The following is a 15,137-nucleotide window of genomic DNA, read 5'->3' on the forward strand; positions in this document are numbered from 1 at the left end:
CGCGAGGCGGGGACGGGCGTCGGGTGATGCGGTGGTGCGGCCGCCGTGCGGCTAGCCCCGGCGGCGGCGGGCGCGGACCGCGATGACCGCGACGATGCCGGCCACGAGCGCCGCGGCGCCGAGCCCCAGCTCGAGGATGAGGCGCGCGCCGTCGCCGCCCGTGCGGGGGAGGTGGCCGCTCGGGGGCGGCACGTCGCCGGGAGGGGTGGACGACGGGACGCCGGAGGTGGGCGTGGGCGACGGGGTGGGCGTGGATCCGCCGGTCGTGCCGCCGGTGCCGCCGCCCCCTCCGCCGCCGGTGCCGCCGCCCGTGCCGCCGCCGGGCGTGGGCGTCGGGGCGGGCGAGGCCGAGGGCGCCGGGGTGGGCGTGACGACGGGCGTGGAGCCCGAGCCGATGGGCGAGGTGGTGCTGCCGCAGGTGGAGGCGACGAACGCGTCGTCGTCGAGGGTGACGGCTCCGTTGCGAGCGAGCGCGCGGCCGTCGACGGTGGCGCCGGTTCCGACGGAGATGGAGGTGAGCGCGAGGATCGACCCGGCGAAGCCCGAGTTCGTGCCGAGGCTGGCCGAGCTCGAGACCTGCCAGAACACGTTGCAGGCCTGGGCGCCGTTGACGAGCGAGACCCGGCTGCTCGAACCGGTGGTGAGCGTGGAGGGGGCCTGGATGACGAAGACCGCGGACGGGTCGCCCTGCGCGTCGAGCGTGACGGTGCCCGTGAGGCCGAGCGGGCCGCCCGCGGTGTAGACGCCGGGCGTGAGCGTGGCGCCGACGAGGTCGGCGGGGATGGCGGCGGTGGTGGGGCGGCCGGCCGCGTCGACGTAGGCGGTGGTGAGGTCGGACTGGGCCTGGCCGGCCGCGGCGTCGGCCGCGTGCGTGGCGCCGCCGACGATGCCGGGCGGGAAGCCCGTGACCGACGCGGACGGGCTGGTGCCGAGGTCGGCCGTGAGCGTGGTGAGGCCGGTGTTCGTGACGCCCTGGCCGGCGAGCACCGAGTAGGAGGCGGCGGTGCCGAGTCCGACCGTGGCGGTGGCGGCGAACGCGCTCGCGGGAGCGAGGAGCGCGGCTCCGAGACCGCCGGCGGCGGTGGCGGCGACGACGGCCGCGGTCAGCGCGACGGATCCGCAGCGCTTCCGGGTCGTGGACGAGGGCGTGCGGGCATGGCGCGACTGGGGCATGGGGCTCTCTCGTCCGAGTTGGGGCCGTCCGAGGTATGGCGGGCGGAACCGCGACAGTATCGAGGGAGCAGCGGGCTGCGGGCGCTCCGTCCACAGGCGGTTACGGTGTGGGGGTGACCCTCCCCGTGGACGAGATCCCGACCCGCGACGAGCTGGTCGAGCTCTACGGATCCGTCGGCTGGACCGTCTACACGCGCGACCCGGAGCGGCTCGAGCGGGCGCTCGCCGGATCCGACCTCGTCGCGACCGCGCGCGACGACGCCGGCACGCTCGTCGGCCTCGTGCGCACCGTGAGCGACGGGGTGTCGATCTGCTACGTGCAGGACCTCCTCGTGCGCCCCGACCGCCAGCGCGGCGGCGTCGGCCGCGCGCTCCTCGAGCACGTGCGCGACCGGTACCGGGACTGCGCGCTCATCGTGCTCACCACCGACGCGGGCGGCACCGACGACGCCGAGCGCTCGCACCCGTTCTACCGCTCGCTCGGCTTCGTGCCGCACGGGGAGCAGGGGCTGGCGGCGTTCGCGCGGCGGCCCTGACGGGGCTCACGCGAGCTCGATCCTCTCGTCGAGGTCGAGGCGGTCGAGCACCGTCCGGTCGTGGCTGACGATGACGAGCGCGCCACGGTGGGCACGGAGCGCCTCGACGAGGCGGTCGACGCCCGCCATGTCGAGGTCGTTCGTCGGCTCGTCGAGCACGAGGAGCTGCGGCGGCGGATCCGCCAGCAGCAGCCCCGCGAGCGCCACCCGGAAGCGCTCCCCGCCGGAGAGCGACGCGGCCGGGCGGTCGACGGCGTCGCCGCGGATGAGGAATCGCGCGAGCCGGTTCCTCAGGTCACGGGGCGGCACGTCGGGCGCGGCCCGGCGCACGTTCTCCAGCACGGTGCGGTCGTCGTCGAGCCCGTCGCGTCCCTGCGGGAGGTACGCGATCCGATCCGTCAGGGCGACGGCGCGGGTGTCGGGCAGCGGGTGCTCACGTGCGTCGGGTGCCCCGACGAGCTGCGCGAGCAGCGTGGACTTGCCCACCCCGTTCGCGCCCGTGATCGCGATGCGCTCCGGCCCCCGCAGCACGCGTGCGCGGCCTCGGACCGTGATCTCGGCGACGCGTCGGGAGGCGGGGAGCCCGGGACCCGGCAGGTCGAGCCGCACGGGCGCATCCTCCCGGAGGTGCGACTCGGCCTCGGCGACCGCGTCCGCCGCCTGCCGCTCGGCGTCCGCGTGGGCCCGGTGGAGGCGCCCCGCCGTCGCCTCCGCGTGCTTCCGGCGCTCGTTCGCGGCCATCCGCGGCATCGACCCGCTCGCCCGCGCCCCGGCCTTCGCGCGGCGGGCGATCGTCGTCTCGGCCTCGATGCGCTGACGGCGCTCGGCGCGGTGCGCGTGCTCGGCCGCGCGGATCCGCCGCTCGGCCGCCGCCTGCTCACCGGCCACGCGCTCCTCGTGCTCCGGGAACGCGCCGCCGGTCACGGTGATCCGGCCGTCCCGGAGCTCGGCCACCTCGTCCACGTGCTCGAGCAGCTCGCGGTCGTGGCTGACGACGACCAGTGCGCCGCGCCAGCCATCGACGAGGTCGAGGAGGATCCCGCGCGCCCGGCCGTCGAGGCTGTTGGTCGGCTCGTCGAGGATCGCGACGGGCCGGCCGCGGAGGCGCACCCCGCTGATCGCGACGAGCACGGCCTGCCCGCCGGAGAGGGTCGCGACGGGGCGGTCGAGGTCGTCCTCGGCGAGACCGACGTCGCGGAGCGCCGCGGCCGCGCGGGACTCCACTTCCCACTCGTCGCCGAGCGCGTCGAAGTGCGCCGGGTCGGGATCCCCGTCGAGGATCGCGCGCAGGGCCCGGAGCCGGGCGCGCACCCCGAGGAGGTCGGCGACCGTGTCGTCGGGGCCGGTGCGGAGCCGCTGCGGAAGGTGGTCGACCGGTCCGCTGGTGGCGATGGATCCGGATGCGGGCGCGAGGTCGCCGACGACGAGCCGGACGAGCGTGGACTTGCCGGCGCCGTTGCGGCCGACGAGGCCGGTCGTGCCGCGGCCGAACCGCGCGCTGGCGGAGTCGAGGACGAGCGCGCCGTCCGGCCAGGCGAAGGTGCAGCGGTCGAGCGTGATGGAGGGTGCGAAGGGCATGGGCCGTCCCGGTGGGTCGATGCGGGTGCACGACGACCACCGGTCCGCCGAGGCGGAGGGCGCGGCCCGGGGATGCGGGCGCGCGCGGGGGTCGTCAGTGCGTGATCAGCTGCTGCGCGAGGGGCGCAGTACCGGGGGTGAGGCGCATCGGTCCGACTTCCAGGCGGGGAGCCCCCGTGTCCGCGGCCGGACCGACCGGCCGGTGTGTCGGCCGCACCGGAGGCGTCGGGTCGCGACGGGGTACGCCTGGCAACCTACGCGGTCGGGCGGCGGCGGGGCAAGGGCAGCCCGCGGGCGCGCGTCAGCCGGGGAGCGTGCGGGCGCTCTGCGGGTCCTCGACCAGGCGCGGGGCGTGGTCGAGGTCGAGGCTGCCGGGGAAGTTCAGGTGGGTGAAGCGGCCGTCGGGGTCGTAGGACGCGGCGTGCGTCTGGATCCCCGATCCGCGCACCCAGCCGTCGTCGGCCACGCGTCAGCTCCGGTCGACGGGGCGGCCGGGCTCGGCGGGCTCGTCCCACCCCTCCTGCGGGGTGTCGCACGTGCCGCGGAACACGTACTGCGACGGGCGCTTGCGCTCGCGGCTCGACCAGTCGATCGCGGGGCGGCGGGCCTCCGGCGGCAGGTATCCAAGCCGGTAGACGGCCATGAGCTGGAGCTCCGGCGGCACGCGGAGCAGCTCCTCGACGCGGGTCCACTGCGCGCGGATCTCCATCGGGAACGAGATGAACTGGATCCCCATGCCGAGCTCCACGGTCGTCAGCCAGACGTTCTCCATCGCCGCGCCCAGCGAGAACGTCGAGTAGAAGGATGCGAGGGACTCGGGGCGGTCCTCGGCGCGGTCGAGCATCACGCCGATGAGCAGCGGGCTGCCCGCGACGAGCCGCCGGTTCTCGCGGCCGAGCGTCTGCGGCACCCGGAGCGCGTTCATGAGCCCCTGGCCGCGCGGCGTGAAGGCCTGCTTCGTGAAGGGGCGCAGCGGCGCGGGCAGCCTGTCGAAGAGCATGCCGTCGCGGCGCCGGTCCATCTCCTCCTGCGAGAAGCGGAAGTGGTGCTTGTAGCGCTCGAAGAACGTGCCGTTCGACATCGTCTCGGTCATGCTCTCGCCGCTGATGTCCGCGATGCGCTCGATGGTGTCGCGCTCCTCGATCAGCACGAAGCGCCACGGCTGGCTGTTGAGCTGCGACGGCGCGCGGCCCGCGACCTCCATCAGGAGCCGCTGGTGCTCCTCGCTCACGGGATCGGGCAGGAAGGCGCCGTTGGTGGTCTTCCGGGCGCGCAGGACGTCGAGGAACTCCACGTTCATCTCCAGGCGGTGAGGGTGCCCCAGGCGTACCAGGGCGCGGCGGTCAGGGCGACGGCGGGGTGCCGGCGGGTGCGCGTGCCGGCGGCGGGGAGCGCGGCGAGCGGGATCAGGGCGGGGGCGAGCCGGAGCGCGGCGCGACGGCCGGCGGCGCGGCCGGGGGCGGCTGCCCGGAGCGCGACGGCCAGCGCGACCGCGGTGAGGGTGCTCGTGAGCAGGTACGCGCGGTGGTGGAGGCGGAGCTCGGGGCGCGGCGGCAGGATCCGGGTGGCCGCGGCGATCCCGATGGCGCAGTTCGCGAGGTACGCGGCGCTCGCGGCGGCGAAGGCGATGCGCACGCCGGGCGACGCGGCGCGGGTGCGGCTCCTGGTCATCCCCTGCGACGCTAGTCCGGGCCCGGCACGACGACCGGGCCCGGGCGGCGGCGCACAGCCGCGGGTGAGATCCCGGTTGGATGGACCCATGCAGACCTCCCCGGCCGCCCCCGCGCGCCTGCTCCTCACCCGGCACGCGCCGACGCCCTGGAACCGGGAGTACCGGTACGACTCGCGCACCGACATCGACGTCGACGACGACGCGGCGGAGCAGCTCGCGCCCCTCGCGGCGCGGCTGCGCGGGGAGGGCGTGGAGCGGATCCTCGTGAGCACGCTGTCGCGCGCCCGCAGCACCGCGCGGATCCTGCAGGAGCAGGGCGTCGCGCCGGGCGTGGTGCCCGAGCCGCGGGCCGAGCTGGTGGAGCTCGACTTCGGCGGCTTCGAGGGGATCACGCGCGACGAGCTGCGCGGCCCCGTGCACGGGGCGGCGTTCGCGGCCTGGCTCACGGGCGAGGACGGCGAGCCCGCGGCGCCCGGCGGCGGCGAGACGTGGGCGGCGGCCGCGATCCGGGCGCGGGCGGTCCTCGACGACGTCGCGGCGGATCCGCGCACCACGCTCGTGGTCGCGCACGGCTACCTGCTGCGCGTGCTCTACCTCTCGGCGCTCGGGCGCTCGCCGGCGCTCACCCGCTCGCTGGTGTGGGCCAACGGGCAGCTCATCGAGCTGGAGCGCGACGGATCCGGGTGGCGCGAGAGCGGGCCCGCGGGGAGCCGGGCGGCGCGGCGCGGGTAGCGCGGCTCCGCACGCGCCGCTCAGCAGGCCGGATCCGCGTCCGTCGCCGGATAGCGCAGCTGGAACACCACGTCGTCGAGCGCGCCCGTCCACACCATGTCGTCGCCGGAGCGGGCGAGCGGGCCGTCGGTGAGGTCGATGGCGTCCGCGAGGCCGAGGCCCGCGATCCACGACTCGACGATCTCGCGCCGCAGCTCGGGGGCGTACGCGTCGGCGTCGCCCGCGAAGTGGATGCCCTCCCACAGGCCGCCGAGCTGCCAGGCGAGCGGCGGCAGGCCGCGCACCTCGCCCTCGGCGTTCCACGCCATCGCGATGGAGGTCTCGATGGCCTGCCGCGTGATGCGGCGCTCGGTCGGGACGTGCTCGGGTGCGGTCGACACGGTCGTCTCCTCGTGCGGCCGGGGGCCGTGCTCGGCGGGTGGGGGATCCCGGAGCGACACTGCCGCGTGCGCCCGGCCGTCGCCAGCCGGATGCGCTCCACGGACACCATCCGGAACCCTTCGTCCCCTCATCGTATTTCCTCGATTGTGGGAGGATGTGCCCGGACGGATGCCGGGGATCAGCGCAGGGCACTGCGCGGACCGGGCACGGACCGTCGTCGCGTCCGGGGGGATGCCGACGCCGGCGCAGCGTCCGAAGCGAGGGGGATCCATGGCGTTCACGACCGCCACCGCACGCCGGGAGGACGACGTCACCGTCGTCGCCGTGACGGGCATGCTCAACATGGCCTCGGCCCCGGAGCTCCGGGAGGCCGTCCACGACGCGCTCGCCGGCGGGGCGTCCCGGATAGTGGTGGACCTCGCCGAGGTCGACTTCATCGACTCGTCCGGGCTGGGGGCGCTCATCGCCGGCCTCAAGTCGGCCCGCGACGCCGGCGGCGACCTGCGGCTGTCGGCCCCGGGACCCCAGGTCGCGATGGTGCTGCAGCTGTCGAACCTCGACCGCGTGCTGATCGCGTCGCCCACGTCCGAAGCCGCGTACCGTGACTGAGACCACGCGGTCGCTGACTCTCCGCTCGCCCGGCCAGGACGTCGACGCCGTGCACGGCTTCATCGCCCGCCTCTGGGACGAGCGTCCCGACATCGGCGCCCTCGACCGCATGGCGTTCGAGACGGCCCTCATCGAGCTGGCCTCCAACGTCATCGAGCACGCCGACCACGGCCAGGGCGTCACGTGCGAGGTGAGCGTCACCGTCGACGCCGGCACGATGAGCGCGCGGCTGCGCGACGGATCCGAGCCCGGCGACTTCCGCCTCACCCCGCGCGAGATGCCCGGCGAGGACGCCGAGTCCGGCCGCGGCCTCGCGATGGTCCAGCTGCTCTGCGACGACCTCTCCTACGAGCGCGTCGGCGCCGAGAACGTCTGGAGCGTCCGGCGCACGCGCGCCGAGCCGGAGGTCGACGGCGCCGCCGGGTCGCCGGCGTGAGCACGCCGTTCAAGCTGCCGCGCGTCTTCTCCTCGCGGCCGGCGCCGGCCTGGGTCGAGCGCATGGCATGGGTGCCGCAGACGGGTCCGCGGGCGATCGGTCCGGCGGGCCCGACCGCGCTCGTCAAGCAGCTGCCGATGGTCGCGATGTTCGGGCTCGCCGTGGTGATGACCCTCGCCGTGCCGACCCTCACCGTCACCTCGCCGCGCGCCCTCCTGATCTCCATCGCGCTGGTCGCGCTCGCGACCCTGCTGGCCGCCGCCGTCGCGCTGCGCCGGGAACGCGCCCGCCTCACGAACCTCGTGCCCGCGCTCGACATGGTCGCCATCGGCGTGCTGCGGATCGCGACGGGCGAGAACGCCTCCATCTACGGGACCCTCGTGATCCTCCCCGTGGTCTGGTTCGGCCTGAACCCCGGCCGGTGGAACGTGCTCGTCGCGTTCGTCGGCGTCTACGTGACCTTCGGCCTCCCGCTCCTCCTCGAGCTCGGCGAGCAGAACGCGAACGAGCTGTGGCGCGGCTTCTACAGCGCCGTGGCCTTCGCGCTCGCCGCCTTCGTCGTCAACGAGCTGTCGCGGCTCACGCGGCTGAGCCTCGAGGCGTCGCGCGCCCGGGAGCGCGCGAGCCAGGAGGAGATGCGGCGCGCCTCCGTGGTGCAGCAGGCCCTCCTGCCCAAGGCGCTCGTGCCGCTGCCCGGCTACCAGGTCGCCGGCGCGTGCCTACCGTCGAAGGCCGTGGGCGGGGACTTCTTCGACTGGTACCCCGTGAAGGAGGGCCTGGCGTTCACGCTCGGCGACGTCATGGGCAAGGGCATGGGCGCCGGGATCATCGCGGCCACCGCGCGCGCGGTCGTGCGCAGCGCGAAGAACGTGCCGGATCCGGTCGTCGCCATCGAGCGCACCGCCGACTGCTTCACCGCGGAGCTCGGCGAGACCTCGACGTTCGCCACGGTCTTCCACGCCCGCGTGCGCGCCGAGGACCACACCGTGCTCTACGCGGATGCGGGCCACGGGCTCACCGCGCTGGTCCGCGCGGACGGGTCGCACGAGCGCCTCGAGTCGGCCGACCTGCCGGTGGGCGTGCCCGGCGCCTCGGGCTGGAGGTCGCACGCGCTGCGACTCGACCCCGGCGACCTCATCGTGACCTTCAGCGACGGCGTGCTCGACCTCTACGACGGCACCCTCGGCGCGGTCGACCGGGTGGCCGAGCTGGCGCGCGAGTCGGCGTCCGCGGAGGAGCTCGTGGAGCGGATCACGGCGCTCGCCGCCGGCCAGGAGAACCCGGACGACGTGACCGTGCTGGTCCTCCGCCGGGAGGCGTGAGGCCCCCGGAGACGGGTCGTCCGGGCTCGGTCCACGCCCAGGACGCGCACGTACACTCGGCCCAGGCGCCCGGATCCGGGGGGATCGTGCGCCGGTCGGGTCTCCCGTCCGGTGCGGCCGGCGCCGGGACACGCAGGGGGACGACGACATGACCATGCAGCAACCCGTCGCGCGCTCGGTCGGCTCGCCTCCGTCCGGCCGGTCCACCGAGATGCCCGCGGCGCTCGGAGCCGAGGACGAGCTGGTGCGCCTGCGGGCCGTGCACGACCTGCGGCTCGTCGGATCCGCGGCCGAGGAGCGCTTCGACCGCGTCACCCGCATCGCGCGCGAGATGTTCGACGTGCCCGTGGCCGAGATCAACCTGGTGGCCGACACCGACCAGTTCACGAAGTCGCCGCAGCCGCACGGGGTCTCGCTGCTCTCCGACCGCACGCAGTCGTTCTGCGACGTGACCATCCGCTCGCCCGACCTCCTCGTCGTGCCGGACGCCACCCGGGACGCGCGCTTCGCCGAGCGCACCACGGTCACCGGGCCGCGGCACATCCGCTTCTACGCCGGGCGGCCGCTCCGCGCGGGCGGCCAGACCGTCGGCACGCTGTGCCTCGTCGACACCGAGCCGCGCGACCTCGACCCCGCGCAGGAGAAGCTGCTCGACGAGATGGGCGCGTGGGTGGAGCGCGAGCTCCGCGACAGCGCGGACGAGGAGGCGGCCGGGGAGATCCAGCGGCGGCTCCTGCCCGTCGACCGGCCGCTCTGGCCCGACTTCGAGCTGGCCGGGATCAGCATCCCGTCGCGCGGCGTCGGCGGCGACTTCTACTCGTGGGGCGAGGACGCCGACGGCCTCCACGTGACCCTCGCCGACGTGATGGGCAAGGGCGCGGGCGCGGCGATCCTCGCCTCGGCCGTCCGCTCCGGCTTCCAGGCGCACCGGGGAGCCGACGTCGAGCGCACCGTGAGCGCCGTGCAGGCGCAGCTCCAGACCGACCTCGACGCGACCGAGACGTTCGCGACCTTCCTGCACTGCCGGGTCGATGGATCCACCGGCGCCTTCGCCTACGCCGACGGCGGCCACGGCCTCACCCTGGTGCTCCGCGCGGACGGGTCGCACGAGACGCTGCCGGCCCTCGGGCTGCCGCTCGGCGTCGTGCCGGACGCCACCTGGACGACGGCCGCGGGCGAGCTCCGCCCGGGCGACCGCCTCCTCGCCTTCACCGACGGCGCCCTCGACCTCTTCGACGGCTCGCTCGACTCGGTCGTGCCGCTCGTGGAGCTCGTGCGGGACGCGGCCGACGCCGCGGAGACGGTGCAGCGCATCCACGACGCGGTGGCCGGCGTGCGCGTCGGCGACGACGTGACGGCGGTGTGCGTGCGGTACGCGGGCGGGGCCTGAGCCTCCGACTACACCGCCGCAGGCTGCTCGGCCCGCGCGTACTCGGATCCCGAGCGCGTCCGCAGCACGAGGCCCGCGTCCACGAGGTGGCGGCGGAGCAGCGCGTGGTCGTCGGTGAGGCGGACCAGGCGCGCGGTGAGGGCCTTCTCGTCGAGGACCTCTTCCGGATCCAGCACCTGGGCGACGACGTGCCGCAGCAGGTCGTCGAGGTCGGCCGGGGAGGCCGGCCACTGCGCGATGCGGCCGTCGCGGAGGAAGCGCTCGACGCCCTGGGCGGGCGGGGTCGCGGGCTGCTGGGCGAGGATCGCGCGGAAGACGGCGTCGGGCGCGGTCGCGGTGTCGTCCTCCGCGACCGCCACCAGCCCCGATCCGGTGAGCGCGCGTGCGGCCTTCGTGCGTCGGGCGGGGGAGAGGTGCGCGAGGGCGTCGCCGAGGGAGGAGCCGAGCACGACGCGCGCGTACGCGGCCCGCATCTCCGCGTCGGCGAGCACGGCGGCGATGCGGCGCGGGTCGATGTGGTCCATGCCCCCATCCTGCCCGGCGCCTTCCGGCGCGCCGAGCGGGACGGATACGGTCGGGACATGCCCGTCCTCCGCCTCCTCGGCCGCGCCCTGTCGCGGATCCTCTACGTGCTCGGCAAGGGCCGCATGGCCGGTGACGGCCAGAACCCGGCGAACGGCGACCCGATGGGGTTCGAGAAGCCGCAGCAGTACCGACCCTGAGTGCGGCCCACCACGCACGACGGCCCCCGTCCTCACCAGGAGGACGGGGGCCGTCGTGTCGTGCGGGAGCGGATCAGCTCGCGTCGGAGACCGCCTGGTTGATCGCGGTCGGGGCGTCGTACTCCTTGTCGGCGATCTTCCGGAGCGCGTCGAGCGTGCCGGAGTCGGCGCCCGACTCCTCCGCCTTCTTCACGATCGCGTCCTTCGACGCCGGGTAGTCGAGGCCGCTGAGGTGCTTCTGGAGCTCGATGGGATTGATGGCCATGGGGTGTCCTCTCGTCGGTGATCAGGAGCGGTCGGCGCGGAGGTCCACGCCGCCCACGGATCGAGTCGACTCCTCCGGCGGCACGTCGCCTAGGTGCTCTTCCTGGGGATCCGACGGCTCCGGCGCATCCGGCGCATCCGGCCGCTCCGCCGCATCCGGCCGCTCCGCCGCCTCCGCCGCGAACAGCACGTCGAACGCGTCGACCTCACGCACGGGCAGCGTGGTCGGGGCCTCGAGGTGCACGGCACCGCTCGGGACGATGCCCGCGCCGCCGAAGCGCTCCATCACGCGCCACTGCGCCGCGACGTCCTCGCCGGAGTGCCGCTCGGGCAGCAGCTCCCAGAAGTCGAAGCCGCCCGTCTCCACCAGCGCGCGGCGCCGGTAGAGCACGCAGCCGCCGACCCACGCGATCCGGTACGCGAGCCAGGTGTCGACCTCGAGGTCGAGGTCGGCGGCGATGTGGGCGAGGTTCGCGGCGTTGTGCAGCGGCCAGCGGTCGAAGCCCGGGGTGCCCCGGCGGATGCGCTCCGGCTCGACCCCGTCGCCCCACGGGGTGAAGGCGGCGGCCTCGTGCGCGCGGCGGTCGTCGAGGTAGCTGAGGCCCTGCACGGCGGCGCCGACGAAGCCGATGTCGAGCGCCTCGAGGGCGTCGTGCATCCGCCGCAGCATGCCGGGCTCCAGCCACACGTCGTCGTCGAGGAACAGCACGGCGTCGGCCGTGGCGCGCGCGAGCAGCGACGCCCGGTGCTCGGCGATCCCGCGACGCGGCAGGTGCGCGACCACCTCGACCTCGCGGCCCTGCGCGCGGAGCACGCGGACCATGCCCTGCACGCTCGGCTCGACGGATGCGCGGGATCCGTCCGACTGGTCGCTCACGATCACGCGGAACGGCGGGTCGTCCTGCCCGGCGAGGCCCGAGAGCGTCACCGCGAGCTCGGCGGTGCGGCCCGCGGTGGGCACGAGCACGTCGATCGCGGGCGCGTCGGGCGCGCGGCCGGCGCCCCACTCGCCCGACCAGCGGCGGCTGCGGCCGGCGGTCACCGGGGAGCTCCCGGCGCGGGCTCCGGATCCGTCTCGGGGGCGGCTGCGGCGGCGTCGGGACCGGCGGGCGGGGCGGCGGACGCGGACGTCGCCGTCCCCGCGCGCCGCGTGAACCCGGGGTCGGGAGCGGAGGCGCGGATCCGGTCCACCATCGAGCTCGTCGACTGCGACGGCACGTAGCCGAGGATCGACACCTCGCCGCCGTACCCGCGCACCACCGCGGTCTCGTCGAGCATCTCGGGCGTGTAGTCGCCGCCCTTCGCGTAGACGTCGGGCCGCACCGCCTCGAGCAGCGGGATGGGGGTGTCGGTGTCGAAGACGGTGATCACGTCGACGCAGGAGAGCTCGGCGAGCACGCCCGCGCGGTCCTCTGCGGTGTTCACCGGTCGGTCGGATCCCTTCAGCCGCCGCACGGAGTCGTCGCTGTTGAGCGCCACCACGAGCACGTCGCCGAGCCGCTTGGCCTGCCGGAGGTAGGTCGTGTGGCCGCGGTGCAGCACATCGAAGCAGCCGTTCGTGAAGACGATGCGGCGGCCCGCGGCGCGCTCGGCGGCCACGAGCTCGACGAGCTCCGCCTGCGACACGGTGCGCGAGCGCGTCTCGCCGAGGTGGTCGGCGAGGGTCGCGGCGGAGCACACGGACGTGCCGGGCAGGCGCACGACGACGTCCGCCGCGGCCTGCGCGAAGTCGGCGCTGACCTGGAGCGGGAGGCCCACGGCGCGCGCGAGCGTGAGGGCGGCGACGAACGTGTCGCCCGCGCCGGACGCCTGCTTCTCCGGCACCGGATGCGCGCGCGTGCGGTACGGCTCGCCCGCGCCGAGCACCACGGTGCCGTCGCGGTCGAGCGTGACGACGGCGGTCGCGGATCCGGAGGCGGCGAGCACCGCGTCGGCGAGCCCCGCGATGACGGCGGCCCGGTCCTCGTCGCGCGCGAGCGGACGATCGATCAGGCGGCCGGTCTCGCCCGCGTTCGGCGTGATGAGGTCGGGGCGGAGCGGCGCCCACATGGCGGGATCGTGCGCATCGACCACGGTGAGGCCGGGGCGGCTCGACCGCGCGGCGAGCGACTCGAGCACCACGCCGTGCAGCGTGCCGGTGCCGTAGTCGGAGACGATCTCGGCGTCCGCGTCGGCGGTGGCCTCCAGCGCGGCGCGGGCGAGGGCGCGCGCGTCGTCGCGGTGCACGGATCCGCGGTGCACGTCGTCGACCCGCACGATCACCTGGTCGTCGCCCACGATGCGCGTCTTGGTGGTGGTGCGGAGGCGCGGCGAGTGCACGAGGCCGGACACGTCGACGCCCGCCGCCAGCAGCAGGTCGCGCACGCGGTCGCCCGCGGCGTCCTGGCCGACGAGGCCGACCATCCGCACGGTGCCGCCGAGGCTCGCGAGGTTCACCGCGGTGTTCGCGGCGCCGCCGAGCGACTGGATCCGCTCGGTCACGTCCACGACGGGCGCCGGCGCCTCGCGGGTCATGCGGTCGCTGTGGCCGCGCCACCACTCGTCGAGGATCACGTCGCCGATGACCGTGACGGTGGGCCGGCGCTCCGCGAGCAGGCCGATGATGCCGCGCAGCTCGCTGGTCATCGCGCGTCGCCCGCGTCGGTGCTGACCGAGCCGGAGGATGCCTCGGCCGGGGTGACGTCGCCCGCGTCGAGCACCGGCAGCCCGAGGTGAACGACCGTCGTGGTGCTCATCTCGTCGAGGAGCTCGGGGCCGTAGCCGAAGCCGGATCCGCTACGCCCGCGGGGCTGCGCGGCGCCGCCGGGTGCGCCGCCGAAGACGCCGTTGACCTTGATCGTGCCGACGGGCAGCTCGGCGGCCGCCCGCTGCGCGTGCTCCATCGATCCCGTGAGCACGCTCGCGGCGAGCCCGTACCGGTCGTCGGATGCGCGGGCGAGCGCCTCGTCGAAGTCCGCGACGACCTGCACGGCCGCGACGGGGCCGAACGTCTCGGCCGTCATGACGGTCATGTCGGCGGTGCAGTCGACGAGCACGGTGGCGGGGTAGCGGGATCCGGGGCCGTCGGGCACGCGCCCGCCGACGAGCGCGCGGGCGCCCTCGGTGAGCGCCTCCGCGATCTGCTCGTGCACGGCGTCGCGCATGCGCTCGTCGACCAGCGGGCCGAGGTCGCCGGAGGAGTTCCAGCGCTCGGCCTCCGCGACGAGCGCGGCGGTGAAGCGGTCGGCGATGGCGGCGTGCACGTAGATCCGCTCGACCGAGGTGCAGATCTGGCCGGCGTTGGCGAAGGACCCGAGGGCGGCCTGCGCGGCGGCCCACGCGGGGTCCACCCCGGCGTCGACGAGGAGCGGGTCGTTGCCGCCGTTCTCGCGGATCACGTGGGTGGGGGTGCCGGCGGCGCGGCGCGCGATGGCCTCGCCCGCGGCGGTGGATCCGACGTGCGCGACCACGCGCGTGTCCTCGTGCGCGACGAGCCGGTCGCCCACGTCGCCGCCGCCGACCACGGACACGAGCACGCCCTCGGGCAGCGCCTCGGCGAGGATCCGCCCGAGCAGCTCGCCGGTGTGCGGGCAGCGCTCGCTCGGCTTGTGGACCACGGTGTTGCCCATCACGAGCGCCGCGCCGATGATGCCGGCCGCGACCGCGACGGGATCGTTCCACGGCGTGAGCGCGACCGTGACCCCGCGCGGCCGCGGCACCGAGAAGTCGACGTTCGGGAGCGTGCCGAGCAGGCTCTTCCCGCGGTGCACGGGCCCGAGCTCGGAGTACTGGAGCAGCGTGTCGACGCCCGCGCCGACGCCGCCGAGCGCGTCGCCGATGGGCTTTCCGGTCTCGCGCGCGTTGAGGGCGGCGAGCTCCTCCGCGTGCTCGGCGAGCGCGTGGGCGGCACGGCGCACGGCCTGTCCGCGCTGGGCGGGCGGCATCGCGGCCCAGGCGGCGGATGCGGCGACCGAGCGGCGCACCGCGGCGTCCACCTCCTCGGGGCTCGACGCGTCGATGTCGCCCACGGGCGAGCCGTCGCGCGGATCCGTGATCCGCAGCGTCCCGGGTCCGGCCTCGGGCTCCTCGGGGTCGATCAGGGCGTCCAGGTCGAGTGCGGTGTCCGTGGTCACAGGTCTCCTCGCGGGGTCGGCGGCCCGCGGATGCGCGGCCGGGGGCGCTCGCGCGCCACCCGGCCCGTACCCACTTCCCCGGTGTCCCACACGGGGCGTCGGCTCCTCCCCGAAGTCCGGATCCGCCCCTGGTCCCCGGATGCGCTGGTCGGCTACATTGGGCGCGCACCCGCCGACATGGTGCGTCCATGACACCGCGATGGGCGCCCT

At 75.7% G+C, this 15,137-nt stretch carries 18 protein-coding genes; 7 read left to right on the forward strand and 11 right to left on the reverse strand.

Annotated elements, in window-relative coordinates:
* Nucleotides 1-51: 51 nt before the first annotated feature.
* Complete coding sequence (locus AWH51_RS08085; RefSeq protein ID WP_063071573.1) at nt 52-1,173, reverse strand: ice-binding family protein; 1,122 nt, start codon at nt 1,171-1,173, stop codon at nt 52-54.
* A 113-nt stretch (nt 1,174-1,286) separates the two neighbouring features.
* Between AWH51_RS08085 and AWH51_RS08090 the strand changes: the two genes are divergently transcribed.
* A complete protein-coding gene (locus AWH51_RS08090) occupies nt 1,287-1,709 on the forward strand; it encodes a GNAT family N-acetyltransferase (protein WP_063071574.1) in 423 nt (140 codons plus the stop codon).
* Nucleotides 1,710-1,715: 6 nt separating this feature from the next.
* Here AWH51_RS08090 and AWH51_RS08095 read toward each other — a convergent pair whose 3' ends face one another.
* The 4 genes from AWH51_RS08095 to AWH51_RS08105 all read right to left on the reverse strand — a co-directional run bounded on the left by AWH51_RS08095 (nt 1,716) and on the right by AWH51_RS08105 (nt 4,958).
* Nucleotides 1,716-3,287, reverse strand: coding sequence for an ABC-F family ATP-binding cassette domain-containing protein (locus AWH51_RS08095; protein ID WP_063071575.1), 1,572 nt, complete (start codon nt 3,285-3,287; stop codon nt 1,716-1,718).
* 301 nt (nt 3,288-3,588) lie between these two features.
* On the reverse strand, nt 3,589-3,753 hold the full coding sequence (locus AWH51_RS16265) for a hypothetical protein (RefSeq protein ID WP_175345488.1): 165 nt from the start codon (nt 3,751-3,753) through the stop codon (nt 3,589-3,591).
* 3 nt (nt 3,754-3,756) lie between these two features.
* Nucleotides 3,757-4,581, reverse strand: a complete 825-nt coding sequence (locus AWH51_RS08100; RefSeq protein WP_063071576.1) for a nitroreductase family protein — start codon at nt 4,579-4,581, stop codon at nt 3,757-3,759.
* Nucleotides 4,582-4,583: 2 nt separating this feature from the next.
* The gene (locus tag AWH51_RS08105) at nt 4,584-4,958 is read right to left on the reverse strand and encodes a hypothetical protein (RefSeq protein ID WP_063071577.1); all 375 of its coding nucleotides are present in this window, start codon (nt 4,956-4,958) and stop codon (nt 4,584-4,586) included.
* Between the two features lie 88 nt (nt 4,959-5,046).
* Between AWH51_RS08105 and AWH51_RS08110 the strand changes: the two genes are divergently transcribed.
* Nucleotides 5,047-5,691: a histidine phosphatase family protein gene (locus tag AWH51_RS08110; RefSeq protein WP_063071578.1), complete on the forward strand. Its 645-nt coding sequence runs from the start codon at nt 5,047-5,049 to the stop codon at nt 5,689-5,691.
* 20 nt (nt 5,692-5,711) lie between these two features.
* Here the strand turns inward: AWH51_RS08110 and AWH51_RS08115 are convergent, their stop codons facing one another.
* Nucleotides 5,712-6,071, reverse strand: coding sequence for a hypothetical protein (locus tag AWH51_RS08115; RefSeq protein ID WP_063071579.1), 360 nt, complete (start codon nt 6,069-6,071; stop codon nt 5,712-5,714).
* A 271-nt stretch (nt 6,072-6,342) separates the two neighbouring features.
* On the opposite strand from AWH51_RS08115, the gene AWH51_RS08120 reads away from it, so the two are divergent.
* From AWH51_RS08120 to AWH51_RS08135, 4 genes are all read left to right on the forward strand, one after another.
* Complete coding sequence (locus tag AWH51_RS08120) at nt 6,343-6,681, forward strand: STAS domain-containing protein (RefSeq protein ID WP_063071580.1); 339 nt, start codon at nt 6,343-6,345, stop codon at nt 6,679-6,681.
* Entirely contained in the window at nt 6,674-7,117 is a 444-nt protein-coding gene (locus AWH51_RS08125; RefSeq protein ID WP_063071581.1) for an ATP-binding protein, read from the forward strand. Before AWH51_RS08120 ends, AWH51_RS08125 begins: the two co-directional genes overlap by 8 nt.
* Nucleotides 7,114-8,439, forward strand: a complete 1,326-nt coding sequence (locus tag AWH51_RS08130) for a PP2C family protein-serine/threonine phosphatase (protein ID WP_063071582.1) — start codon at nt 7,114-7,116, stop codon at nt 8,437-8,439. The genes AWH51_RS08125 and AWH51_RS08130 overlap by 4 nt, the downstream gene beginning before the upstream one ends.
* 148 nt (nt 8,440-8,587) lie before the next feature.
* On the forward strand, nt 8,588-9,829 hold the full coding sequence (locus AWH51_RS08135; RefSeq protein WP_063071583.1) for a PP2C family protein-serine/threonine phosphatase: 1,242 nt from the start codon (nt 8,588-8,590) through the stop codon (nt 9,827-9,829).
* Nucleotides 9,830-9,837: 8 nt separating this feature from the next.
* Here AWH51_RS08135 and AWH51_RS08140 read toward each other — a convergent pair whose 3' ends face one another.
* A complete protein-coding gene (locus AWH51_RS08140) occupies nt 9,838-10,353 on the reverse strand; it encodes a DUF2087 domain-containing protein (protein WP_063071584.1) in 516 nt (171 codons plus the stop codon).
* A gap of 57 nt (nt 10,354-10,410) precedes the next feature.
* Here AWH51_RS08140 and AWH51_RS16270 point away from each other — a divergent pair, with 57 nt between their 5' ends.
* A complete protein-coding gene (locus AWH51_RS16270) occupies nt 10,411-10,551 on the forward strand; it encodes a hypothetical protein (protein ID WP_175345489.1) in 141 nt (46 codons plus the stop codon).
* A gap of 73 nt (nt 10,552-10,624) precedes the next feature.
* On the opposite strand, the gene AWH51_RS08145 is transcribed toward AWH51_RS16270, so the two are convergent.
* The 4 genes from AWH51_RS08145 to AWH51_RS08160 are packed head-to-tail and all read right to left on the reverse strand — an operon-like array spanning nt 10,625 to nt 14,927.
* Nucleotides 10,625-10,816 carry a DUF2795 domain-containing protein gene (locus tag AWH51_RS08145; RefSeq protein WP_063071585.1) on the reverse strand — a complete coding sequence of 64 codons (192 nt, stop codon included), beginning with the start codon at nt 10,814-10,816 and terminating at the stop codon, nt 10,625-10,627.
* 21 nt (nt 10,817-10,837) lie between these two features.
* Nucleotides 10,838-11,857, reverse strand: coding sequence for a glycosyltransferase family 2 protein (locus tag AWH51_RS08150; RefSeq protein WP_081234980.1), 1,020 nt, complete (start codon nt 11,855-11,857; stop codon nt 10,838-10,840).
* Complete coding sequence (rfaE2, locus tag AWH51_RS08155) at nt 11,854-13,440, reverse strand: D-glycero-beta-D-manno-heptose 1-phosphate adenylyltransferase (RefSeq protein WP_063071586.1); 1,587 nt, start codon at nt 13,438-13,440, stop codon at nt 11,854-11,856. The genes AWH51_RS08150 and rfaE2 overlap by 4 nt, the downstream gene beginning before the upstream one ends.
* Complete coding sequence (locus AWH51_RS08160; protein ID WP_063071587.1) at nt 13,437-14,927, reverse strand: aldehyde dehydrogenase family protein; 1,491 nt, start codon at nt 14,925-14,927, stop codon at nt 13,437-13,439. Before AWH51_RS08160 ends, rfaE2 begins: the two co-directional genes overlap by 4 nt.
* Between the last annotated feature and the right edge of the window lie 210 nt (nt 14,928-15,137).

Source organism: Clavibacter tessellarius (assembly GCF_001618005.1).
GTDB classification, from domain to species: domain Bacteria; phylum Actinomycetota; class Actinomycetes; order Actinomycetales; family Microbacteriaceae; genus Clavibacter; species Clavibacter tessellarius_A.

Bases quoted from the DNA above. Each gene is read 5' to 3' on its own strand.
- AWH51_RS08085 (WP_063071573.1), bottom strand. From the start codon at position 1,173: ATGCCCCAGTCGCGCCATGCCCGCACGCCCTCGTCCACGACCCGGAAG.
- AWH51_RS08095 (WP_063071575.1), bottom strand. From the start codon at position 3,287: ATGCCCTTCGCACCCTCCATCACGCTCGACCGCTGCACCTTCGCCTGG.
- AWH51_RS08105 (WP_063071577.1), bottom strand. From the start codon at position 4,958: ATGACCAGGAGCCGCACCCGCGCCGCGTCGCCCGGCGTGCGCATCGCC.
- AWH51_RS08110 (WP_063071578.1), top strand. From the start codon at position 5,047: ATGCAGACCTCCCCGGCCGCCCCCGCGCGCCTGCTCCTCACCCGGCAC.
- AWH51_RS08120 (WP_063071580.1), top strand. From the start codon at position 6,343: ATGGCGTTCACGACCGCCACCGCACGCCGGGAGGACGACGTCACCGTC.
- AWH51_RS08135 (WP_063071583.1), top strand. From the start codon at position 8,588: ATGACCATGCAGCAACCCGTCGCGCGCTCGGTCGGCTCGCCTCCGTCC.
- AWH51_RS08140 (WP_063071584.1), bottom strand. From the start codon at position 10,353: ATGGACCACATCGACCCGCGCCGCATCGCCGCCGTGCTCGCCGACGCG.
- AWH51_RS16270 (WP_175345489.1), top strand. From the start codon at position 10,411: ATGCCCGTCCTCCGCCTCCTCGGCCGCGCCCTGTCGCGGATCCTCTAC.
- AWH51_RS08145 (WP_063071585.1), bottom strand. From the start codon at position 10,816: ATGGCCATCAATCCCATCGAGCTCCAGAAGCACCTCAGCGGCCTCGAC.
- rfaE2 (WP_063071586.1), bottom strand. From the start codon at position 13,440: ATGACCAGCGAGCTGCGCGGCATCATCGGCCTGCTCGCGGAGCGCCGG.